The organism is Leptolyngbya sp. FACHB-541 (assembly GCF_014695875.1).
Taxonomy (GTDB): domain Bacteria; phylum Cyanobacteriota; class Cyanobacteriia; order Elainellales; family Elainellaceae; genus JAAUTN01.
On sequence record NZ_JACJPC010000148.1, the window covers coordinates 39,161 to 61,760 of the forward strand.

Sequence of the window (22,600 nt, forward strand, 5' to 3'; positions counted from 1 at the left end):
ATAGTTTCAATCATTTAGGATTGCTATAGCAGTCGACCCTGAAACATCTTTTGATCCCTGAATTAGAATTTGTAGGGACTGTTTCTAGAAATGATGATGCCTTCTCTCGTGGCAATTTGATAACGATTTTTCGCTCAATACTCAAAAATAGTGAAACTTTGTTATGAACTGTTAAAACTCGATAGGCGGGAGCGCTATGCAGTTTAGCTTTGAAAATACTTCGAAAAATTTTGCTGTGTTCAATAGCCCTGCCTTCTAAAGTTGAGCGGCAACAGTAGCGGACGATTGCATTCAGCCAGAGGACTGATTCCGATTTCTACTAAGTTGCGTTCCAGCTAAGCTTTTCAGACTCAAATTTCAGCTAGGTTGCACCAGGTCAAGCCTATAGCTGCAACATTTGACCAATCTGTTCAATTTTTAGTGGGCTAGCTCTAAACCCTGCTTTGCTACTGGATTTAATACGACTGCTTAATGCAGGGTGATCCCCATCAGTATTTTTAGATTTTGATCCCCATTTGAAGCTATGACGCTTGCAGAAGCAAAGTAGCCCTCGAACACATATGGCTTTGGGGATCACTTGGTGAATAAAGCTTTCCGAATCTAAGCTTGCATATTTCTACTTCAAATCAATTCAATTTGGACAAAGCTTCATGACTTCTGGCAATTTAGAATCTTTTGCGCGATCGCTAACTCTAGAGGATGCCACATTGGGAGTTGATCCCCGTTTGTCTTCCGGAGTTAACCAAACTCAAGCGCCCCCCACAGGCGATCCCCGCCCAGAACATGATCCTCTACGGACTGCGCTAGGGGTTTACGTCACGGTTCATGGACACTTTTATCAGCCACCTCGTGAGAATCCTTACTTAAATGCGATCGAGCGTCAATCCAGCGCGGCACCGTTCCACGACTGGAATGAGCGAATTCACCACGAATGCTATCGTCCCAATGCGTTTGCGCGGATTTTGAATGATCGAGGTGAACTAGTCGGGATCGTCAACAACTACGAATACCTCAGCTTCAATATTGGCCCAACACTGATGAGTTGGTTGGAGCGTTATGACATAGAAACTTACCGGCGCATCCTGGAAGCAGATCGTAAAAGCTGTGAGCGGTTGAATGGGCATGGAAATGCGATCGCCCAGGCATATAACCACATGATCTTGCCGCTGGCTAACAAGCGCGACAAATACACCCAAATTCGCTGGGGCAAGGTGGACTTCCGTTCTCGATTTGGGCGTGATCCCGAGGGGATGTGGCTAGCCGAAACGGCCGTAGACTACGCCACGTTAGAAGCTCTGGTATCAGAAGGAATTCGTTTTATTGTCCTGGCTCCTTCCCAAGCGCAGCGTTGCCGTCCCTTACCCAACCGGGATCAGGCAGATTCTCCCTGGCGTGAGGTTGGCGGTGGTCAAATTGATCCGATTCAGCCTTACCGCTGCTTCTTACCTAATGGCGATCGCAACCGCGACTACATCGACATTTTCTTTTATGACGGCCCGATCTCCCGCGATATGGGCTTTAACGATGTTTTGAGCAGTTCCCAACACTTTGCCGGCCGCATCGGGCAGGCCGTGCGTGGGGATCATCGCTCTGCCCAGTTGATTTCAGTCGCAACCGATGGTGAAACCTTTGGGCACCACAAGAGAGGTACTGAGAAAGCGTTAGCTTACGCGCTAACCGAAGAGTTTCCTCAACGCGGTTGGACAGTCACCAATTTTGCTCACTTCCTCAGCCTCAATCCGCCCACTTGGGAAGTTGAACTGAAGCCTGTTACAGCCTGGAGTTGCTCTCATGGAGTTGGTCGCTGGCAGGAAGACTGCGGCTGTGGGGGTGGTGGCTTGTGGAATCAGCAGTGGCGACGACCGCTGCGTGATTCGCTCGATTGGCTGCGGGATCAGTTAGTCAGAGTATACGAAGAGGCAGGTGCAAAGCTGTTTCGAGCTCCCTGGCAGGCGCGGGATGAATACATTGACGTGGTACGCGATCGCAGCCCCAACAGCATCAACCGCTTTCTGGCTCAGCACCAATCGCACAAACTTACCGCTAGTGAGAAAGTGGATGCGCTGCGCCTCTTAGAGATGCAACGTCATACCCTGCTGATGTACACAAGCTGCGGCTGGTTCTTTGAAGAACTGTCTCGCCCAGAAGGAGTGCAGATCTTGCGCTATGCGGCTCGGGCGATCGAGTTGGCAGGAGATGTTGCTGGAATTCAGCTAGAGAAGAACTTTGTCAAACGACTTACCGCTGCCCCTAGCAACGTTGACGTATTTCAGAATGGTGCTGAGGTTTACAGACAACTTGTTGCCCCAGCTCAAATTACTCCGGCTCAAGTCGCTGCCCATTACGCTATTAGTTCTCTGTTTACACCCTACTCTCAGGATCAGCGAGTCTACTGCTACACCGTTCATCAAGCCGATTACCAGCTCCAGCGCATGGGAGCGCTGACGCTAGCGGTAGGGCAAATTCAGATGATCTCTGAGATTACGCGAGAGAGTACAAATCTTGTGTTTGCCGTTCTACATCTGGGCGGCTGGGATTTCCACTGCTGCATTCAACCCTTTACAGGGCGGCGCAGCTACAGCCAGCTTAAGGAAAACTTATTTGAAGCACTCAAGCAGGCCAGTGCTGCTCAGACCATTCTGACGATGAGTCGCTTGTTTGGGGATCAGTCCTTCAGTTTGCAAGATCTGTTTGCTGAAGAGCGCCATCGGATCATGCGGCTGCTGAGTCAGGAAACCCTAACCCGCCTGGATCAGCTTTACACTCAGGTTTACCGGGATAACTACGGTGTACTAATGGCATTTCATCGGGATCACCTGGAAGTGCCACAGGAGCTTCAGGTCGCAGCCGAAATTGCCATTGGACACCGAGCCGTCATTTCCCTGCAGGCGCTAGAGCGGGAAACGAGTGATCTGACCAGCAGTAACCTCCAGTTTTGCCTGAGTCATTTGTCAGAACTGGAGGCGATCGCCACGGAAGCCAATCACCTACACTGTCAGCTTAAGCTGCCTGAAATCAGCCAAATTCTGGAGCGCCTCATCCTGCGATCGCTCTGGCATTTGCTGCACAACTTCAACCCCAAAACTGTCGAAACAGACACGCAGCTGTTGGAACGGTTGATTGATTTGGGGAATCAACTGCATCTCAATCTGCCGCTTGACCGAGTACAAGAGCTTTACCTGAAGAGTTTGCACAGCGAAATCTTGCCCCAGTTCTCTTTGTGGCAAATTTATCAGCATGAAACTCAAAAGGGCGGTCAAACTTCCCAAGTTTCAGGAGCCTGGGATCAATCTCAGATTCGTCAATTGCTCTTGCTGGGACAAAAGCTATCCCTAGACGTTAGCCCCTGGCTAAGTCAGCTGTAGCCTTGTGTTCGTTGTTTCTCTTTTGTAGAGATGCAATGAATCGCATCTCTACAAAAGAGTCTCCTTGTCCAAAAATTAGGGCTACAGGTGGAAGGGCACCCCGCTTCGTGGGGTGCCCTTCCACCTGTAGCCTCTTCTTAGAGAAACGTTATAAAGTCTTGCTCAAATAGAGAAGTGAGGATGGTGTTAGAAAACAAAAAACCTTCTGGCTTGTTGAGTCGGAGCGATAGGGTGGGTGAGAATTGATTCAGCCCAAAATTAGGTTCGACTAAGCGGCTGGTTTCTATGTCAAATAGTTCAACCCAGCCCCGAAGAAAGTAAGGTTTCAAGGTCATCAAAATTTGATCTACTGCTGCTGCTCCAAACCGCTGAGCTAAATCAGCAAGGCGCAACCCTTCGGCAAGACGCAACCCCAGCATCAGCGTGTCTAGAAGCATCTCTGAGATTGGCGTTTGTGGGCAAGCGATCGCCCCTCCATTTCCCACCAATTCCTCAACCCACTGAAAATACTCCCGTCGTGTCCGGGGTCGGGTAAAGCGCTGCCCTTGCACGTAGCTTGCTGCACCCATGCCAAAGCCGTAGTAAGCTTGATTTTCCCAATAAACCCGATTGTGACGACACTGATGTCCCGGTTTAGCATAGTTGGAGATTTCGTAATGCTCATATCCGGCTGTGCTCAAGACCTGCTCTGCCATCCGATACATCTGAGCAGTCATTTCGTCGGAAGGTAGAGGTTTTGCTCCCGGTTTGTACTGTCGCCCAAATGCGGTGACGGGTTCAACAATCAGGTCATAGACCGAGAGGTGAGTTGGATGGAGCGCGATCGCCTGCTGCAACGATTCTTGCCATTGCTCCAGCGTTTGATGTGGCAACCCAGAGATCAAATCCAGGCTGAAGTTGGATACATTTGCTTGATGAATTAGCTCGACTGCGGTGTACACATCGTCGGCAGTGTGCGATCGCCCACACGCCTGCAATAGCTCTGGCTGAAATGCCTGTACTCCTAAACTTACCCGATTGATCCCCGCTGCCTGGTAGCCCTTGAGCTGAGCTAGATCAAACGTGCCGGGATCAATTTCAATTGAAATTTCAGCCGATGAGGCAATGCCAAATTTCTGGTCTAAAACTTTGAGAATCTGCTCAAGTTGCCCAACTGACAATAACGAGGGAGTGCCACCCCCAAAAAACACCGTTTGCAGCGGTTTCCCAAAGGATGGAGTAGTAAGAATTTCCTGATTCAAGCCGTTGATATATTGGGCGATCGCCCCCGAATTTTCGCCTTGAGTGCGATCGCCTACAACTGAGATGGGAAAGTCGCAGTAAAAGCATCTGCGACGGCAAAAAGGAATATGGACGTAAGCGGCTGTGGGATGTCCATATTCAAAAGCTGGTGTTTGTAAAGAATGATTTCGATCGAGATTAATCACCAAGTTCAACGCTTATTGAAAGAATTGCTGAAGTGAATCCTTGCCTTTCATCTCTAATTTAATCCTTAACAAAATCAACCTTAAACGACAGAAATTGAGTCGCTTTGTTGCCTATAGTTCGGCTTAACCGCCCTAATTTAGCCAGTTTTCTGGGTAGAAGTGTCAAAAACTGCATTACCCGCTGAAGGATATAATGAAGGCTGGAAAAGTACTTACTAAGCTCAGTTCTAGCGCTGCTTGCGCCCTGCCAGAAAAAGTTTGATCAGCTTAGAACTTAGCTTGGTATTCACTTGATGTAATCAGAATCTAATGATTCACCTGATGTCATCAGAGCTTGGTCAGACTGCAATCCATCCATTCATTCAATTGGATTGAATTATGCTCGACGCAATTATTATCTTTTCATTCATACTAGCAGGGGCGGGGATCGGCTTTTATGGCGTTGAACTGCTGCCAAACAACACACTCGAACAGGTCACTAGCCTGGAAGGTTTGAGTTTAGTCACGGCAGGCTTTGGCGCTTTAATTGGCTTTGCAGTTGGGCTAACTGCTCAAACGGGCTACCGCCGTTTAGAGCGGCAAGTTCGGGAAATGCCTGTGGACGTGTTGCTCAGTCGTTCAGTCGGCTTGGTACTGGGTTTACTGGTTGCAAACCTGCTGCTGGCACCAATCTTTTTGCTCCCCATTCCGATTGAGTTTGCCTTCATCAAACCTTTGGCGGCTGTACTGGGCAGTGTCATGTTTGCCTTTTCAGGAATAAGTCTTGCCGATACTCATGGACGGGCACTGCTACGGCTGATTAATCCACACAGTGTAGAGACCATGCTGTTAGCAGAAGGAACCTTGAAGCCTTCTACTACCAAAGTGCTGGACACAAGCTGCATCATTGACGGGCGGATTGAAGATCTGCTGGGCACAGGTTTCCTGGAAGGTCAAATCCTGGTGCCGCAATTTGTTCTGCAAGAGCTTCAGCAGGTTGCGGATGCGTCTAACGACCAGAAGCGGGTACGCGGACGGCGCGGGTTAGACATTCTCAACCGGATGCAGGAAAACTTCCCAGAGCGGATTTTGATTCATCCAGCAGACTACGAAGATGTACCTACCGTTGATGCAAAGCTGGTGCGACTGGCTCAAGAAATTAACGGAACGCTGTTGACCAACGACTACAACTTGAACAAGGTTGCTAGTTTACAAAAAGTTGTTGTTTTGAATATCAACGATTTGGCGCAGGCAATTCGTCCGGCTTATCTACCTGGTGACACGATCGATATCAAGATTGTCAAATCGGGCAAGGAGCCTACTCAAGGTGTAGGTTATCTCAACGATGGCACGATGGTTGTTGTGGAAGATGGCAATCCCTACATAGGAGATGAGCTTTGCGTGATTGTCACCGGAGCATTGCAAACTTCTGCTGGGCGAATGATTTTTGCCCGTCCTGAAGCAACTGTAGTTGCTTGATGCGTCAACGGATTAAGCCGTGCGATCGCTGCACTCAACCTGCACCAGTTCTTTACCGAGTGCAGATCGATGAGTCTGGAGACTGGCTTTTTGTTTGCGATCGCTGCTTCCCCACAGTCAGCCACAACAATCCCTATTACACTTACGGTGGCACCTGGAAAGCGAAGAAAAGGGACTAGGAGCTGGGGATTGGGGGCTAGGGATTAGAAATTTGACCTCATCTCTACGTTTGAGGAACACCCTCCATCTCCAGGTTCGATTTGGAAATGCTCTTAGCGAAACTCTGCCCTGTGTGAGGTACAAGAGGCAAAGCCTCGCACGAGGCTTCCACCCCTAGCCTCCAGCCCCTACTCCCTAGCTCCTTCCCCTACTCCCTAGCTCCTTCCACTACTGCAATACCGTCTTAGAAACAATCCGAGTCTTCTTGCGATCGCTCTCTGACAGTTCTTCTCCAGACTGCAATCGAGTTGCATTGTCCTGTAGAACAGTGGCGGCATTTTGGTCGCCCATTTGTAGGGCAGTTTTGGCAGCAGATTGGAGCATTGTGGCTGCTCCAACGCGATCGCCCTGGAGCAGCTTTGATTCGGCAATTTGGGTTTGCCGATATTTCGCCAGAGCTAACACATGCTGCTGCACCTGAGGATTGAGGTCTGGCTGGAAGGCGCTGAGAACATTTGCCTCAACTGGGATCTTTTCAGACAATAGCCCTTCCTGTCCCTGTGCCGGATCGTCATAGCGAATTTGCAGATAGGCGATCGGATGTCGCCCTTCGGGAAGCTGGCTGGCATAGAGGTTCGCCAGCACGACTCTAGGAGCATCCACCATAAGGTCGCCAAGACGCACGATCGCCTGATTTGCTTCCTGGATGACCGATAGCTCGATTGTGTCGGGAACGACTTGGGCGAGTGGCTTTAGCTCTGCCAAACGAATGTTTGGCGTGAGTGACAGCATGAGGTGAGCGTTGGTCAAACCGACAGACTGAATTCGGTTAAATAAGCGGCTAAACTCATTGACTGCTTCTTCGGGTTGCTGAATGTAAGATAGCGTTCCACCGCCTGCATCCGCGATCCGTTCCAAAACGTCCTGGTTCCAGTGATCCCCAAAGCCTAATGTGCTAAGGGTGAGGTTGTAGCCTGCTGCCAGTTGAGCTAGTTTCAAGCAGCGATCGTTGTCGCCGTGCTCGTTCTCGCCGTCAGTCAGTAAAAATGCTTGAGAGATAGTGTCTTTCTTACCTTTTGCCAGTTCCTCGACGCCTAGCCTCATGCCTTCGTCGATCGCCGTTCCGCCGCTGGCTTTGAGTTTGTTGATCTCCACCTTGATCCCGGCTGGGTTGTCGATTACCTGATTGGGCACCAGCACTTTGGCTTTGTGGTCAAACACTACTACCGCAATGCGATCGCCAGGTGACAAGCTATCGACAATTCGGTGAGCGGCTTGCTTCACCGTTTCCAGGGGGCGACCGTGCATAGAACCGCTGTGGTCTAGAACCAAGCACAGATTTAGCGGGGCACTTCTACCTGCCGACTCAGCGATCGCCGAAATCGAGATCGCCAGTTGCCGTTGGCTGCTGGACTGAGCAGCATCCAAATTGGCATCATTCAGCGCAGCTTGCAGACCAACTCTCATGACACGAAGCTCCTAGGTACGGGCAAAACGAATAACTTCAACACAATCAAATAACTTCAATCCAATCGGCAGGTGTTTCGGAACAGCAAGGGTACATTATCCTAATTCATATTCAATTTTCGGATATCCCTAATCCGACTGAACAGGTTGGCTACCCCTATTGCTTTCCAGGTCACGCTACTATGTTAGAAACAATGCCACCTTTTCAGGCGATCGCAGGCTATGAACTTACCGATTCAGGCTGTCCAATCTCCTTACTACGGAGACGCTTTTTACCGGACACCCCCTCCAGATTTGCCATCCCTTCTGCTCAAGGAACGTATCGTTTACTTGGGGATGCCCTTGGTGCCAGCTGTAACTGAGCTGATTATCGCTGAACTGCTTTATTTGCAGTACGAAGATCCAGAGAAGCCGATTAAGATTTATATCAACTCGACTGGCACTTCTCATTACAACGGCGAACCGGTCGGCTTTGAAACCGAAGCCTTTGCCATTTGCGACACGATGAGCTACATCAAGCCTCCTGTTCACACCATCTGCCTCGGCTCAGCGATGGGAATGGCAGCCATGCTGCTGTCTGCGGGTACAAAAGGCTGCCGTGCCAGTCTTCCCAATGCCACGATTGTTTTACATCAGCCCAAGAGCTACGCCAGAGGTCAGGCAACTGACATTCAAATTCGGGCTAAGGAAGTTTTGGCAAACAAATCAACAATGCTCGATATCCTGTCGCGCAATACGGGACAAACTGCCGAAAAAATTGGCAAAGACATGGATCGCCTCTTCTATCTGTCGCCCGAAGCCGCTAAAGAGTATGGCTTGATTGATCGCGTTTTAGAATCTTCTGCTGATTTGCCAAGACCCTTACCAGCAGGTGTGATCTAGGACGGCGCTTAAAGCAATAGCCGCATTCTTAGTGGAGCACAGGAGTATGAATTTGAGCCCCTGTAGCTTTATCAAAGTCCGCTTTTAACCCCCTTCTCATCACGGAGCCTTCTATGCCAATTGGTGTTCCTAAAGTTCCTTACCGCTTACCGGGGGAGCAATATACTCAATGGATCGATATTTACAATCGTCTTTACCGTGAGCGAATTATCTTTTTAGGTAAAGATGTTGACGACGAAATTGCCAACCAAATTATCGCTGTCATGCTTTACCTGGACTCTGAAGACCCAGGTAAGGACATCGTTCTCTACATCAACTCTCCTGGTGGCATGGTCACAGCAGGGATGGCTATCTATGACACCATGCAGCACATCAAGTCAGATGTCGTGACGATTTGCGTGGGTCTAGCTGCTTCAATGGGTTCTTTCCTACTTGCCGCTGGAACTAAAGGCAAGCGCTTAGCATTGCCCCACTCTCGGATCATGATTCACCAGCCATCTGGTGGAACGCGAGGGCAAGCAACTGACATCGAAATCGAAGCGCGAGAAATCATTCGCATTCGCAGACAGTTGAATGACATCTACGCTAGCAATACCGGACAGACCCTAGAGAAGATCGAAAAAGACATGGATCGAGACTTCTTTATGTCTGCCCACGAAGCAAAAGAATACGGGCTAATTGATCGGGTAATTGAAGATCGGGCACCTTAGGCAAAAATCCTGCTATTCCATGCGTGATTTTGCATCTAAACCGTTAATTTACCTTTCTTAGTGGCAGAATTGACTGAAATTCTGCCATTTCTTATCAATGAACCTTGCAGATTGCTACCGATTATTAGGACTGCGAACTGGCGCATCTTGTGATGAAATTAAAGCGTCCTACCGACGTTTGGCGCGACAATACCATCCTGATGTGAATCCTGGTAATCAGCAGCAGGCAAAGGAAAAGTTCATTCAACTCACTGATGCTTATAAGTTTCTGATGAGTCAGGTTCCACCTGATAGAGAAACTGAGTCAAGTGAACCCCCTATACCGGCCCCTGCTGCTGGTAAGGTAGGCGTGACTGAGGTGCCACCAGTTGCTTCGCCCGTTGAGGTTAAGGTTACTCGCAAGGTACCCAGAATTCAACGCAATCCGGCCTTGACTGAGGCAGAGCAATTGCTGAAGCAAAGTTCTTATGAGCAGTTGCAGCAGTTGTTGAAATATCATCGCTTTCCCCGAGCGATCGCCCTAGTTGAAGGCTTAGCCCAACGGATTCCTAAAGATCCTGAAGTGCGTCAGTGGCAGGCAATTACCTATCAGCGTTGGGGTCGTTACCTGATTGACCAGAAGGAATTAGACAAAGCCAGGATTTACTTAAAAAAAGCGCTGCGCACTGATCCTCACAATCGTTCTCTCTGGTCAGAAATAGAGCGAGACTTTCGCCGCATGGAGAAAATCTTTTGAGCGTCTTTTTCAAGATTTCTTTAAAGAGAACGGGTAAGGCAAAGTTTGCAGCAAATCAAATCTACGTTGGGGCTTTGCATTGCCAAGCCCCAACGTAGATTTGCAAACTATTTTGTTTTTATTTCGTTTTCAGGTTTGAGCTTAGGATTACATCAACCCAAGCCAGCGAAGGAAGCTTTGACCGGTGGTCAACTCAACGAGCAACGCTGCTAGAAAACCAATCATCGCCAATCGTCCGTTCCAGATTTCAGCGCTGGGGTTAGAACCGAACTGAAATTTTGTTGCAAATTCGCCGTACTTCCGTTGAGCTTGTCCTTCGTAGTAGTTTTGAGTGCTTTGATTATCTTGCATTGCTAAATCTCCAAGTTTCTAACGCCGTCTTATTTAGAAATGTAACGAAGTTTTGCAAAACATGTAGTCTATCTTTAGAGAGGACAATAGAAACTGAATGTAAACAAAATTTGTATCTTTGGGTAAGTTGCACATTCTCTTTTTCTGAAGCAGTCTATCGACGCTGAAAGATTTAAGCAGAAGGGAGCGTGAAAGGTTTTCATACCGTTGCTCTATAAAGCTGCACCTTTTGGAGCCTTAAAGAGAATTGGTATTACAGCGGTTTGAGCCGGACGGTAAGTCAATATTATTGGTATAAAAAGATAGATTCTTTAATCAGGCAAACGGTCTACTTAGGACTGCATTGCGCTTAGGCGACGAGTGAGATCTCCTTATCAGGGTGCTTCAGGAGACTGCAATACCTATCCTGCATGGCACAATCTCGGAGATACAGACGGATCATGAAGAAAGTCCTATTTATTCTGGGTGAGTTGAGTGATGACGATATTGATTGGTTAGTAGGAACAGGCAATAGAGAAGAAATTTCTGCTGGCACTGTACTCATCCGTGAAGGACAGGCTGTTAATGCGTTATATGTGCTGTTGGATGGCACTTTAGCCGTTTCAACAGAAGCACTGGGCGGAAAAGAAATCGCTAAGCTATCGAGTGGGGATGTGGTGGGTGAAATGTCTTTCATCGACGATAACCCACCTTCTGCAACGGTTCAGGCAGTTGATGAAGCGTTGGTTTTATCGATTCCGCGGGCGGAGCTAGCGCAAAAGCTATATCAGGATGTAGGGTTTGGTTCCCGGTTTTATCGCGCACTGGCGATTTTGCTTTCCAACCGGCTGCGCGGGACGGTTCAGCAGTTGGGTTACAACCGAGATAAGTCACAGGTAGAAGGTGGTGCAAATGGTCTGGAACCGAAGGTTTCAGATAATGTGGCGATCGCCGAAGCCCGATTTGACTGGCTCTTGCGACGGCTCAGAAGCGGTGAAATTTTCTAAGCCTAAAGGGTTTCTATTTCTGTGCAGTCTCGGTTTTCAATCTGACCATCGGGCATCACCGTTTTGCAGAGGCAAACTGTAGACAAATCTACCCCTTCCAGGTTCGCTCCCCGTAAAAAAGCGCCAGTCAGATTTGCATTTTGCAAATTAGCGCCCTTCAGATTGGTGTGACAAAGGTGGGCTTTGCTTAAATCAGCGTGGCTCAGGTTTGCGTTCCTTAAATCAGCGAATCTGAGATTGGCGTTGCAGAGAGAAGCGTTATTTAGGTTTGCCTGAGCCAGGCGAGTCTCCATCAGGGATGTGTTTGTCAGTTCTGCGGCACTCAAATTAGCTGCATTGAGGTTTGCACCGCTCAGGTCAGCGCCCTTGAAGTTAGCATTGCTCAGGTTAGCTCCACTTAAGCTGGCGCAAATGAGATCAGCGCCCTTCAGATCTAGATGCCGGGTTTGAGAGGACGATTTGGCAAACATAGCGTTCTACTCAAGGTATTAAGGAGAGGTCAAAAGCGTTAATGGGTTGACTGACGCATTAACGCTTTTGGCTACTAGATATATTGCCTTACCTAGGCAGGGAACAGGTCTTCTGGGGAGATGTTGTCAACTCGCTGTTACCGGTTTTGGACTCTACTGTTTTGTAGTTTGCTTTAGTCCCACACAAAAACGACTTCACCGTTTTCGCGGGTGACGGAGTAGGCTTCAAAGGAGTCGTCATCGTAGCGTCCCGTAACATTGAGCTGTTCTCCGACGGTGAAATTAGCTCGCCGGACTGCGCGATCGTCAGCATCTACCAGGACTTGACCTTCAGTGGTATTGAGCAAGAAATCGCCATCGTCAATGGCAACAATTTCACCTGCAATGTCGGTACTGCTGACTCGGCGCGCAGGTTCAGGTTGGGTTTGCGCCAAAACCAAGGTAGGAACAGCAGATGCTGCGATCGCTGCAAAACCAATACCTAAAAGAGTAGTAACTTTCATGACTTGACCCCATTGTTAACGTTTGCTTCCATAGCAGCCCTGAGTCAGTTGTGAAACCATTCAGACTTGCTATCTTTCAGTGTGCGACGCAAAGTTTACAGGAGGTTTTCAAGAGGTCTGATTTAGGGGTAATTCGATTTGGAAGGTTGTTCCTTCGCCAATTTTGCTGGTAGCGGTAATTTTTCCTTGATGGGCGTGAATGATTTGTTGCACGATCGCCAGCCCTAACCCAAAGCCACCTGTATGGCGCGATCGCACCTGATCTACCCGATAAAAGCGTTCAAAAACTTGGGGCAGATCTTCGGCTGAGATCCCTACGCCAGTATCTTGGACTCGAATCACAATTTGCTGAGTTTGTTGAATGGCGCTGAGCGTTACGGTTCCCCCAGCAGGCGTGTATTGCAACGCATTGGTGAGCAGATTGGTGATGGCTTGCCGCAGTAAGGCTAACTCTGCTCTCAACATCAGCAGTTGTTCTGGCAGTTCACAAATCAGCTGCAATTCTTTTGCTGCTGCCTGGGGAGTGTATTCTGCAGTAAGCGATCGCAGTAAGCGGGTTAAGTCTACCGTTCTTAAAGAATCGGGTTTCAGTTGTGCTTCATTTCGAGCTAAGAACAGCAGTTGGCTTACCAGCGCTGCCATTGATTCTGCTCGACTAATGATTTTTTCTAACCGCAACTGTTGCTCTTGAGGGTCGGTCAGGTCCATCAGCCCAGCTTGAGCGTTATTGATGATTGCGGCTAACGGCGCACGCAATTCGTGGGAAGCGTTGGCGGTAAAGCGCTGAAGCTGATCATAAGATTGCCGGATCGGTTGCATTGCCAACCCGCCTAAAACCCATCCTGTTTGGGCGATCGCCCCTAGCGCAATCGGCACGCCAAATACCAATAACCACCGAAGTCGCCCCAGTGACTCATCAACCGGTGTAAGAGGCACAGCAACCTGGAGATAACCGATTAATACACTGTCCTGATAGACCGGAAGGGTGAGCTGCCGCAGTCGAACTGTTCCAGCGTTAGCCAAAGTTTCAGCAGAACGGCTCTCTGAAAGGAAACCGTCGAATTGAAGCGGTTCCTCTGGAGGTGTGGCTGTGCTTGAAGCAGTAGAACTGCTTTCAACGATAGTTTGAAATCCTGATTCACTTTGGAGTTGGCTCGGTGGGATATCTCCAAAGAACTGAATCAATTCTCTTTCAGGGCTGTACCAGCGAACAAAAACCAGGTTTGTATTTAGCGGTAAAACATCTCCTCCCAGGACTGGCACATCCTCCAGGTCGATGCGTCTTCGGTTTTGAAAGTTGCCATCCTCAACTGCCGCTGCCATGTACTGGCAAATGTCGTATAGGTTCTGGTCAAACGATCGCATCTGTTCTTTTGCTTCCAGGAAATAGAGGATTCCAGCAAAGAGAACCAGAATGCTTCCCATTGAAAGGGTGAACCAACGAGCTAGATCTTGACGGCTACGGTTAAACATCAGCGCGTTGAGTTATAAAAGCACCCTTTGCATCAGCGATCGGGACGCGCGATCGCCCCACGAGAATTGCAATCCTAAGTCTGACTGAATTTCTAAATCAATCTCTAACTTGAAGGACAAAGGTTACACAGAGTTTACAGAATTGGGCGATCGTTCCCTAAAGTGTCACTCTGGTGGAGCAAGGCGATAGCCCATACCATAGACCGTTTGCAACCAATCCTCTGCGCCTACTGCCTGGAGACGCTGCCGCACTCGATGCACCAACGTAGCAACGGCTTTGCTTTCGGGCAAGGCATCCCATTCCCACAGCGATTGCTCGATCTGATCTCGACTCAGCACTTGCTTGGGATGGCGCATCAAATATTCCATCAGATGAAACTCACGTCCAGAGAGAGAAACCTTGGTGTCTTGTCGCTCTAGGATTAGCGTGGTGAGATGCAAACAGAGATCTTGTAGCGTCAGGGTGTCTCCCTGCAACAGGGGCGATCGCCGTCCTAATGCTCGAACCCTTGCTAGCAGTTCCATTGCATTTACGGGTTTAACCAGATAATCATCTGCCCCTACATCTAGACCCGTCACTTTATCGGCAACTGCGTCCTTTGCGGTGAGGATCAAAACGGGTGCCATTTTGCCAGCCTGCCGATATTCCTGACAAAGGCTCACCCCGCTGACGTTCGGTAGCAGCCAATCTAAAATCAGCAGGTCATACTCCTTGTCTTGAATGAGCTGCTGAGCCACAGCGCCATCTTCCACGCCATCGACGATATGACCTGATTTGGCAAGGATGGTGCGAAGGGGTTCTAGCTGTTCGACATCATCCTCGACGAGTAGAATTCTCATATAGCAGTCCTAAATCAGTTGTCAGGGTGGGTCGTGAGAAGCGTACCCAATTGAGATTGCTGTATTGTCGGTTAGTTCTCCGACTTTTGCACCCTACCGAGCTTGCTGTAAATACTTTTGAGCCTGCCATGTCTAAATTTCGCTGGCGAAAACTTTGGGGTAGAGCAAAGATGTGGCTCTGGCTGCCTTTTATCTTGGTCGGGTTGCTATTTTGGGTGGGTACTGATTGGGTGACAACCCGGGTCACCTCTGGTGCTTATGAAACGACAGCTCAGCTTCAAACGGATGAACAGCCTGAAGTGCAGCTTTCCTTTTCCGTGAAGATTGTGGCGATCGATGCAGAAATTGATCGGCGAGCGGACGTGACGGAAGTAACGGTTAGAACCACTGACTCGATTCTGAGAGAATTGGAGCTTGATCTCCTAGCTGTCGAATTTGCTCAGGTAGAAGATTTGCTCATCGAAGAATTACATCTGCCTCGTGATGCGATTAAGCAACTGATTCGTTATCGAATTTATTGATGGCACGTTGTGCTGCTTTAAAGAGAAGCAATATTACACCGATTTCAAAAATTAGGGTTACGGATGGAAGGGGACCCTGCGCCGTGGGGTGCCCTTCCATGCGCAGTAGTTCGACAAATAGAAAAAATCGTGTTGCCTACAGTGCGGACAACACGATTTTGCAGGACATTAGCGATTTAGAGGAATTCTCGGCGCTCTAAATAGTAGTTTTGCTGAAGTTCTAGAATCTGCTCGTTGAGGTAGGTTGAGTTCGACTCTAGATCTTGCTTGAGTTCCTGATTCATAGGTTCAGGGGTTCGTGTAGCAGTACGAGAACTAGATGGCTCTGATCGTGTGATCTCTGAGACAGCCTCCGCTTGACCATAGGTCAACCCGTAGGCAAAAAGGGACAACATACAACGCTCCGTAAATGTGTGGTGCTATCAGAATAAGTAGATTGAGGAGCGATCGCCGTCCTCCAAGTGATTCATCCAATCGGATGAACAGTTAGGAAAAGTATCGTTTACTTCCTGCAAAAGTGGTGCTTGATTTCTATTTAAAATGCGGTAAACAAGCAAGCATTCCTAATGCCGGTCATGCCAATTAAGTCCGTTTTCATAAGTTTAACGGGCTCAAAAATTAGGTTGGTTGAGTCAATTTCATTGAAGAGAATAGCGTAACAGGCTATTTCCTTTCTCTATCCCTATTCAATAGCTCTAAATAACGTAAATGGGGTTTACAAGGAATAGCGCTGTTCCAGCCAGATTCTTACTTCGGTTTCTGAAGACAGGCTATTGTAGTAGCCTGTAGCTGGATCGTAAACCTTCCAGTAAGCTTTACCAGAGCGATCATGAACTTGCTGAATCTGCACTTCAGAATTGCCAGATAGCGCATTGAGTAGATGCTTCCAAATATGCTCTAAAGCTGACTGAGCTTTGGATTTAATCAGCGCACTTTTAGAAATCAAATTGCTTGTTGACTGGCTTATTTCTCTACTGTTAAAATTTGCGTAGCTTCTCATATTCTTTCTTCCCAGTTACAGAGCTTTGATGAGTGATTCTGTGGTGTTTGTCTAGATTCTGTTCTTACGATCTAATCTAGGAGTTTTCTTAGGAAGAAACAAAAGACGCACTGCATGACATCCATGAATAAAATTCATACGAAAGTTTGAGCGTTAAAGTGGCTGTCTTGTAGGGCGTTGGCTTAACCCACGCTTCACAACCGCGTCAGGTAGTATTGCTACATTGCGTCCAGGATGGTTTCTGATGAGAGATGTCAGTCGTGATGGAATTAAGCTGTCTCAGTTACGCGCTTTGATTGCAGTCGCCGATCACGGAAATTTTAGTGGGGCAGCCCTGTATCTAGATGTCTCTCAGTCTGCCGTGAGTCATGCGATCGCCACCTTGGAGTCAGAGCTAGGCGTGGTGCTGCTATCGCGCGGTCGTCATGGCGCAAACCTGACTCCTGTTGGTCAGCAGATCATTCAATATGCCCGCCAGGTGATGCAAACGCTAGAGCAGATTAGCAAAGAGGCAAATCTGTCTAAGGGGTTGCGGGGTGGGCAGGTTCGCATTGCTTCGTTTCGCAGTGTAGCGACGCACATTCTGCCGGGAATGATTGCTCAGTTTCATCAAGACTATCCGGCGATCGCCATCTCAATCACCGAGCATCAAGACTTTTCGGGAGTCGATCAAGCAATACGTGAAGGGGTTGCTGATCTTGGCTTTACGTATATGCCCACTTCTAAAGAATTTGAAACGTGGGAGATGTTGCGCGACGAATATATCGTGTTGGTGTCGCCTAAGTTAGACCTACCTGACGGGTCGTTGACCTGGGAAAAGCTAACCTCTTACCCGCTGATTTTGCATCCCGAAACGGAAAGCTGTGGGGGTATGATTTACCGACATTGCGCTAAGCTTGGGCGATCGCTGAAGCCTGCTTATGTGGTTTCTGAAGATTCAACGATTGTCAGCATGGTGATGCAAGGTTTGGGGGTGACTATATTGCCACGCCTTGCGGCTGAACCACTGCCATCGGGGATTAAAACCTATAGCCTGCCTGTTCCTCTGGAGCGGATTATTGGTGTTGCAACATTAGCAGAGGCGCTGCATCCACCGGGCGTGTTTGCCTTTCTGGATACACTGAAGCGCTGTGCCCCCTGTGTGCTTCCTCAAACGGCTTAGAGAAGACTGGAGAAGTAGCACCCGTGTAGGGAAGCCTAAGGTGTTGGGTTCCGTTGCACTTCACCCAACCTACGGTTCTGCTATTTGTAGGTTGGGTGGAGCAGCGCGGAACCCAACGCTCTAGAACTGCTGCACTACCACGAGGATCTAAGCAACTGCTGCGCCCAGCACTTTAGGCTTTAGACTGAGCATTACGGCGGTGGAGTAGACCCACTAGCGGCACAAGTCCCAAGGCAAGCAGCATCCCTGGCTCAGGTACAGACTGATTGGGGTTGCCAGCAATCCGGTTGCGGACAGCAAAGGCGGTGTCTGGGTTGTCACTAAACAAACCATCGATTCCCAACTTAAAGAACTGCTCATATTCCAACTCTGGGTTGCCGCCGTAGTCCTCTGCTAAAAACACATCTTCATCACGGAAGGTGTAAGGATGCACTAACAACCCAGCATCGTGAGCATCACTCACTAAAGAAGTGGGAGTCAGAAGCTGGTTAAACTCATTCGTTGGAATAATCAGCCGCTTGAATGGGCCAATGCCATCAGCATAGTTGGCGATCGCGTTTAGACCAGATGGGGTCGTTAGATCGCCATAAGTGCGCGTATCTCCATTGACGATAAAGTCATAGGGCTTGTCGTCTGCGTCGCTAAATAGCTGCACCAGCGGTACATCCGTCAGCGTATTCAGGAGTTGCAGATTGCCAACCTCAAAAGATTGAACAAAAACGGGCGCATCTTCACCGACATATCCGTTCGCATTCAAGGTTTCGACCAGCGGCTCTTCCAGTGATAGCCCAATTGAGTCAAAGTAAGTCGGATGCTTTGTCTCTGGATAAATGCCAATGGTGCGACCTGTCTCTTCACTTTTACGCTTTGCCAGATCGATCACTTCTTGCAGGGTTGGTACCTCAAATCGGTCGTTGAATGGAACGTTTTGAGGGCGAATTTGCGGAATCCGTTCTCTGGCTTTCAGAGTTTTCAGTTCTTCCAGCGTAAAGTCTTCGGTAAACCATCCGGTGATAGAGACTCCGTCGATTACTTTGGTGGTTCTGCGGTCGGCAAACTGAGGCAGTTCAGCAACGTTAGTCGTTGCTTCAGTAACAGCGCCTGTCGTTGGATCTACGATGGCGATCGCATTCTCATGCCGTGCAATTAACACACCATCTTTGGTTGATACCAGATCAGGCTCAATGTAGTCAGCCCCCATATCAATCGCCAACTCATAAGCCGCCAGCGTATGTTCTGGGCGGTAGCCACTTGCGCCCCGATGCCCGATGACGATAGGGAGTTCATCATCCAGGGTTGGTGTTCTGCTCAACGTGATTGCCTCAGCTTTAGCCGCAGGCAAAATTGCTAGAGCCGCAGCAGCTAGGAATGCCAGCTTGAATAGACGGGACATAGTAGATCTCCACGAAAAACTGTTGAATAGAATTGCGCTTACCCTTGTCCTTAACTGCTTTGACTGCAGCTATGGGAAGAGGATGAGAATCTCAGCAATTTTTCACAGAGTGGGAATGCTCACCCCATAAATTGCTTGATGACTTCAGCAAAAATACGAGGTTGAGATTAAGCCTGATAGCGGTTTGGATTAATCGCAGATTAGCGGTTAATTAAGGCCACAAACACTTCACAATTCTGGACAACACTGTGAAGATGAGCCTCCCCCCACCCGAATCTGTCATTCTACAAATTTGTCGTCCAACAAACGTAGGGGCGCAGCATTCGGCAAATAAACTTTGGCATAAACCAGAAGTACTTGCCCGAATACTACGCCCTACAGGGGATTATGCTGTCTACTCAGTTTCCCAAGCCAAAACAAGCAGCGCATTGAGAATCGCGGCAGCAACCGCAGACCCACCCTTGCGCCCTTCCACCCGAATTTGGGGAACTGTGGTTTGGGCAAGAGCCGCTTTAGATTCCACAACTGAGATAAAGCCAACGGGTGCGCCAATCACTAGAGCAGGCTCTGAATTGGTTCCAGAGGACCGGAGCAATTCGCACAGCGCTAACAATGCAGTAGGAGCATTGCCAATCACATAAATCGCTTGGGGAAATTGCTCCCAGCAGCGCAGCAGCCCTGTTTCAGTCCGGGTTTTTCCAGGAAGCGCCTGTTCCGCCTGCTCAACCGCTGAAATGAGAGGGTTGCCGAAGGTTTTGGCAACCAGCGTTGTGATTCCCTGTTTGACCATGCTGACATCGGTAACGATGGGAACTTGCTGCTGCAAAGCCGCGATCGCCCCCTCAATAGCCCCCGGACTGAATCGAATTAGGTGCTTAAACTCAAAGTCTGCTGTGCTGTGAATAACCCGCCGGGCGATCGCATATTCTTGAGGACTGAAGGTGTGGTCGCCAAACTCTCGATCGATTGCAGCAAAGCTCTCGATCAGAATGGGATGGTATAGCGAAGACATCGCTAAAACTCCAGGGTTGGCCAGTCCGCCTCGCGGTAATAGCGCGTCATATCGTCAAATTTTCGCAGTTCTGCCCGATGCACCCAGAGTTTTTGAGTGCCTGACTCTAGCTGCTGCTGATTCAGATCGTTTAGCACTTGACCGAGGCGATCGCGATCAGACTGAATTGAGCCAGTGCCAAAATAGCCCAGCGTAATGTGCGCTGTAAAATGATATTGCTGCTCGATCCCCAGCCCCATCAGGTTAGAGTTCTGGTAAATCGATCGCCGCATATTCAGCACTCGCTGATACGAGCTTTCATCAGCGGGCACCAGACAAACTCCGATTGCCCGGGTCATCACAATTATCCCCAAAGCCTGCCACAGCACTTGACCTTCGCCCTGAACCAGCGGCTGACTTTGCTGCAGGCTTTGACCAATCTGTTCCCTCAGCTTGGTTTCAAAGTCCGGATTCTCCTTCGCATGGTGATAAGCGTTGTCCCAAATCAGGTCAGCCAGCGTTAAATGAAAACTGTCGGCTGGCAAAGGCACGATTACACCAGGCTCTACCTTTTGCACAAGCTGCTGCTGATAGGACTGCAGCCAGCGATAAAATTCTTCATTTTTTGCATCGTCCACCCAGGGTGGTGTAATCACCGAGTAGCCTGGAAATGGCACAGGCTTTGCATCCCCACCTGGATATTGCTGAAATTTAGGGGATGCCTGAATATGCTGTACCTGAGAGCGATAAGACTCAGGTAAGGTCATCCGTGCCACTCGATTTACATAAACTTGATAGGTGTCGTCCAATCTTGCTCGCCTCGCATCCTAAATTTAAGCAATACCAATCAAGGAATATAACTTACGGAAAGCCTTTCCAACTAATCTAGCGATAATCCGAGTTTATAACAGTGACCCAAGCGTCTGATCCCCGATTAAAAAATACAATCAATTTTCAGTTTAGGAAGTGATCCCCGGAGGTTATATGCCGATTTTCTTGTACTGGGGAGAAGATGACTTTACGTTAAATCGAGCGGTGATGGCATTGCGCGATCGCACCCTTGATCCTGACTGGGTCAGTTTCAACTACGACAAAATTTCCCCAGAGCAGCCCGATGCTATTACCCAGGCACTCAACCAGGCAATGACCCTGCCATTTGGCTCTGGTAGTCGTCTGGTTTGGCTAGTGGAAACAACTCTGTGCCAGCGCTGCTCGGAGGAAACCCTGGCTGAATTAGAGCGCACCCTGCCCAACTTGCCTGACAACGTGGTGCTGTTGCTCACCAGTTCCACTAAGCCTGATGGTCGGTTGAAGTCTACTAAGCTGCTGCAACGTCTAGCAGAAATTCGTGAGTTTGCTGCCATTTCACCCTGGAAGACCGATCAGTTGGTGCAACGAGCGCGACAGGCAGCCCAAGAGGTTGGCGTAAAGCTGACTCCTGGCGCAATTCAACTGCTGGCTGAGGCGATCGGCAACGATACCCGCCAGTTGTTTACTGAACTGGAAAAACTGCGTCTGTATGCAGGCTCTAGCAAGCAGCCTTTGACTGAAGAAACCGTGTCCATGCTGGTGACAACTTCGACGCAAAGCAGTTTGCAGCTTGCCGCCGCAATTCGTCAGGGAGAAACGGCTAAAGCGCTCTCGCTGGTTGCCGATTTGCTCAACCGCAATGAGCCTGCTTTGCGAATTGTCATGACGCTAGTTGGGCAGTTTCGCACTCGGCTGTGGGTAAAGCTGATGGTTGAAGCTGGAGAGCGAGATGAACGGGCGATCGCCCAAGCCGCAGAAGTCAACAATCCCAAACAAATCTACTTTTTGCAGAAAGAGATCGGCACCACTCCCCTAGCTCGCCTTCAGCAAGCGCTACCGATTCTCTTGGAATTGGAAGCTGGCTTGAAGCGAAGCGCCGAAGAAACCGCCATTCTGCAAACCAAAACGATTGAACTTTGCCAGCTTTTTCAGAAGTAGCAGCGCATGAGCATTAAACCTCTCGCGTGAAGGGTGCGCTACTCTTACACGCTTCAAAAAGTGATTTATATAGGGGGTCTATTAATGCGATCAGGTGATGACAAAGCAGAAAATACTTACGTAAGCAAGTGCCTTGCTGGAACTTCCCTCGCTTAAAATAGTTCAAAACAATAGACCCTTACGTAGTATTCTCATTCTCGATTTGTTACATACCATTATGAACAAACCCTTTCACCTGATTCGACGACTTAAACCTCGCCTTGTGCGTCCGCTGGTCATCGGTATTCTTTCCACCGTGAGCCTGGTTTCTGGGCTAGTTCCCGGTTTTCAGGCTAACTCACTCGATCGCACGGCTACGGTCGCGATCAGTAATTCTGCTTATGCTCAAGCCAATGCAATTTCCGATCAGGAAGTGGAGGACTATGCCCGCTCTGTGTTGGCGATCGAGCCAATTCGGCAGGAAACCTATAATCAAATCAAGCAAATCATTGGAAACCGCGACGTTCCGGCGATCGCCTGCCATCAACCAAATAGCCTTAACAACCTGAATCGAAGCATTCGGGAAATTGCCGTTGACTACTGCGATCGGTCGATTGAGATTGTCGAGCAAAACAACTTGGACATCGGTCGCTTTAACCTGATTACAACCAGTCAGCAATCTGACGCACAGTTGCGGGAGCGCATCCAGCGAGCACTGATTCAACTTCAGAGTCGTCGTTAGTCGCCCTTAGCTCATGT

General features: G+C 48.9%; 23 protein-coding genes. 11 read left to right on the plus strand and 12 right to left on the minus strand.

Annotation, left to right across the window (positions count from 1 at the left end; translation table 11 throughout):
• Positions 1 to 650: 650 nt before the first annotated feature.
• Positions 651 to 3,365 carry a DUF3536 domain-containing protein gene (locus tag H6G00_RS32990; RefSeq protein ID WP_190799973.1) on the plus strand — a complete coding sequence of 905 codons (2,715 nt, stop codon included), beginning with the start codon at positions 651 to 653 and terminating at the stop codon, positions 3,363 to 3,365.
• 137 nt (positions 3,366 to 3,502) lie between these two features.
• On the opposite strand, the gene hemW is transcribed toward H6G00_RS32990, so the two are convergent.
• Positions 3,503 to 4,792 carry a radical SAM family heme chaperone HemW gene (hemW, locus tag H6G00_RS32995; RefSeq protein ID WP_347278260.1) on the minus strand — a complete coding sequence of 430 codons (1,290 nt, stop codon included), beginning with the start codon at positions 4,790 to 4,792 and terminating at the stop codon, positions 3,503 to 3,505.
• 378 nt (positions 4,793 to 5,170) lie between these two features.
• On the opposite strand from hemW, the gene H6G00_RS33000 reads away from it, so the two are divergent.
• Both H6G00_RS33000 and H6G00_RS33005 read left to right on the plus strand, forming a co-directional pair.
• Positions 5,171 to 6,250, plus strand: coding sequence for a PIN/TRAM domain-containing protein (locus tag H6G00_RS33000; protein WP_190679570.1), 1,080 nt, complete (start codon positions 5,171 to 5,173; stop codon positions 6,248 to 6,250).
• Positions 6,250 to 6,429 (plus strand): hypothetical protein, encoded by a 180-nt coding sequence (locus H6G00_RS33005; protein WP_190645039.1) that lies wholly within the window; start codon positions 6,250 to 6,252, stop codon positions 6,427 to 6,429. The genes H6G00_RS33000 and H6G00_RS33005 overlap by 1 nt, the downstream gene beginning before the upstream one ends.
• A gap of 208 nt (positions 6,430 to 6,637) precedes the next feature.
• Here H6G00_RS33005 and H6G00_RS33010 read toward each other — a convergent pair whose 3' ends face one another.
• Complete coding sequence (locus H6G00_RS33010) at positions 6,638 to 7,876, minus strand: VWA domain-containing protein (RefSeq protein ID WP_190645038.1); 1,239 nt, start codon at positions 7,874 to 7,876, stop codon at positions 6,638 to 6,640.
• Positions 7,877 to 8,098: 222 nt separating this feature from the next.
• Here H6G00_RS33010 and H6G00_RS33015 point away from each other — a divergent pair, with 222 nt between their 5' ends.
• From H6G00_RS33015 to H6G00_RS33025, 3 genes are all read left to right on the plus strand, one after another.
• Positions 8,099 to 8,758: an ATP-dependent Clp protease proteolytic subunit gene (locus H6G00_RS33015; protein ID WP_190645037.1), complete on the plus strand. Its 660-nt coding sequence runs from the start codon at positions 8,099 to 8,101 to the stop codon at positions 8,756 to 8,758.
• Between the two features lie 113 nt (positions 8,759 to 8,871).
• A complete protein-coding gene (locus H6G00_RS33020; RefSeq protein ID WP_199313491.1) occupies positions 8,872 to 9,468 on the plus strand; it encodes an ATP-dependent Clp protease proteolytic subunit in 597 nt (198 codons plus the stop codon).
• Positions 9,469 to 9,565: 97 nt separating this feature from the next.
• Positions 9,566 to 10,204, plus strand: coding sequence for a J domain-containing protein (locus H6G00_RS33025; protein ID WP_190799974.1), 639 nt, complete (start codon positions 9,566 to 9,568; stop codon positions 10,202 to 10,204).
• Positions 10,205 to 10,351: 147 nt separating this feature from the next.
• Here H6G00_RS33025 and H6G00_RS33030 read toward each other — a convergent pair whose 3' ends face one another.
• Positions 10,352 to 10,555, minus strand: coding sequence for a chlorophyll a/b-binding protein (locus H6G00_RS33030; RefSeq protein WP_190645035.1), 204 nt, complete (start codon positions 10,553 to 10,555; stop codon positions 10,352 to 10,354).
• Between the two features lie 440 nt (positions 10,556 to 10,995).
• Between H6G00_RS33030 and H6G00_RS33035 the strand changes: the two genes are divergently transcribed.
• Entirely contained in the window at positions 10,996 to 11,541 is a 546-nt protein-coding gene (locus H6G00_RS33035) for a cyclic nucleotide-binding domain-containing protein (RefSeq protein ID WP_190645034.1), read from the plus strand.
• A 2-nt stretch (positions 11,542 to 11,543) separates the two neighbouring features.
• Here H6G00_RS33035 and H6G00_RS33040 read toward each other — a convergent pair whose 3' ends face one another.
• The 4 genes from H6G00_RS33040 to rppA all read right to left on the minus strand — a co-directional run bounded on the left by H6G00_RS33040 (position 11,544) and on the right by rppA (position 14,827).
• Positions 11,544 to 12,011 (minus strand): pentapeptide repeat-containing protein, encoded by a 468-nt coding sequence (locus H6G00_RS33040; protein ID WP_190679573.1) that lies wholly within the window; start codon positions 12,009 to 12,011, stop codon positions 11,544 to 11,546.
• Between the two features lie 173 nt (positions 12,012 to 12,184).
• Entirely contained in the window at positions 12,185 to 12,514 is a 330-nt protein-coding gene (locus H6G00_RS33045; RefSeq protein WP_190799975.1) for a hypothetical protein, read from the minus strand.
• 108 nt (positions 12,515 to 12,622) lie between these two features.
• Positions 12,623 to 13,987: an ATP-binding protein gene (locus tag H6G00_RS33050; RefSeq protein WP_190799976.1), complete on the minus strand. Its 1,365-nt coding sequence runs from the start codon at positions 13,985 to 13,987 to the stop codon at positions 12,623 to 12,625.
• Positions 13,988 to 14,152: 165 nt separating this feature from the next.
• Positions 14,153 to 14,827: a two-component system response regulator RppA gene (gene rppA / locus H6G00_RS33055; protein ID WP_190799977.1), complete on the minus strand. Its 675-nt coding sequence runs from the start codon at positions 14,825 to 14,827 to the stop codon at positions 14,153 to 14,155.
• A gap of 128 nt (positions 14,828 to 14,955) precedes the next feature.
• On the opposite strand from rppA, the gene H6G00_RS33060 reads away from it, so the two are divergent.
• Positions 14,956 to 15,348, plus strand: a complete 393-nt coding sequence (locus H6G00_RS33060) for a hypothetical protein (RefSeq protein ID WP_190799978.1) — start codon at positions 14,956 to 14,958, stop codon at positions 15,346 to 15,348.
• 176 nt (positions 15,349 to 15,524) lie between these two features.
• Here the strand turns inward: H6G00_RS33060 and H6G00_RS33065 are convergent, their stop codons facing one another.
• Both H6G00_RS33065 and H6G00_RS33070 read right to left on the minus strand, forming a co-directional pair.
• The gene (locus H6G00_RS33065; protein ID WP_190799979.1) at positions 15,525 to 15,743 is read right to left on the minus strand and encodes a hypothetical protein; all 219 of its coding nucleotides are present in this window, start codon (positions 15,741 to 15,743) and stop codon (positions 15,525 to 15,527) included.
• Between the two features lie 320 nt (positions 15,744 to 16,063).
• Positions 16,064 to 16,294 (minus strand): hypothetical protein, encoded by a 231-nt coding sequence (locus H6G00_RS33070; protein ID WP_190799980.1) that lies wholly within the window; start codon positions 16,292 to 16,294, stop codon positions 16,064 to 16,066.
• 298 nt (positions 16,295 to 16,592) lie between these two features.
• Here H6G00_RS33070 and H6G00_RS33075 point away from each other — a divergent pair, with 298 nt between their 5' ends.
• A complete protein-coding gene (locus tag H6G00_RS33075) occupies positions 16,593 to 17,510 on the plus strand; it encodes a LysR family transcriptional regulator (RefSeq protein WP_190799981.1) in 918 nt (305 codons plus the stop codon).
• 172 nt (positions 17,511 to 17,682) lie between these two features.
• Here the strand turns inward: H6G00_RS33075 and H6G00_RS33080 are convergent, their stop codons facing one another.
• The 3 genes from H6G00_RS33080 to H6G00_RS33090 all read right to left on the minus strand — a co-directional run bounded on the left by H6G00_RS33080 (position 17,683) and on the right by H6G00_RS33090 (position 20,703).
• Entirely contained in the window at positions 17,683 to 18,903 is a 1,221-nt protein-coding gene (locus tag H6G00_RS33080; RefSeq protein WP_190799982.1) for a glycerophosphodiester phosphodiesterase, read from the minus strand.
• 394 nt (positions 18,904 to 19,297) lie between these two features.
• Positions 19,298 to 19,915, minus strand: a complete 618-nt coding sequence (locus tag H6G00_RS33085; RefSeq protein WP_190688999.1) for a cobalt-precorrin-8X methylmutase — start codon at positions 19,913 to 19,915, stop codon at positions 19,298 to 19,300.
• Positions 19,916 to 19,917: 2 nt separating this feature from the next.
• A complete protein-coding gene (locus H6G00_RS33090; protein ID WP_190799983.1) occupies positions 19,918 to 20,703 on the minus strand; it encodes a DUF1868 domain-containing protein in 786 nt (261 codons plus the stop codon).
• Between the two features lie 175 nt (positions 20,704 to 20,878).
• On the opposite strand from H6G00_RS33090, the gene holA reads away from it, so the two are divergent.
• Both holA and H6G00_RS33100 read left to right on the plus strand, forming a co-directional pair.
• Positions 20,879 to 21,862, plus strand: coding sequence for a DNA polymerase III subunit delta (holA, locus tag H6G00_RS33095; RefSeq protein ID WP_190799984.1), 984 nt, complete (start codon positions 20,879 to 20,881; stop codon positions 21,860 to 21,862).
• Between the two features lie 217 nt (positions 21,863 to 22,079).
• Positions 22,080 to 22,583: a DUF4168 domain-containing protein gene (locus tag H6G00_RS33100; RefSeq protein ID WP_190645020.1), complete on the plus strand. Its 504-nt coding sequence runs from the start codon at positions 22,080 to 22,082 to the stop codon at positions 22,581 to 22,583.
• The last annotated feature ends 17 nt before the right edge of the window (positions 22,584 to 22,600 follow it).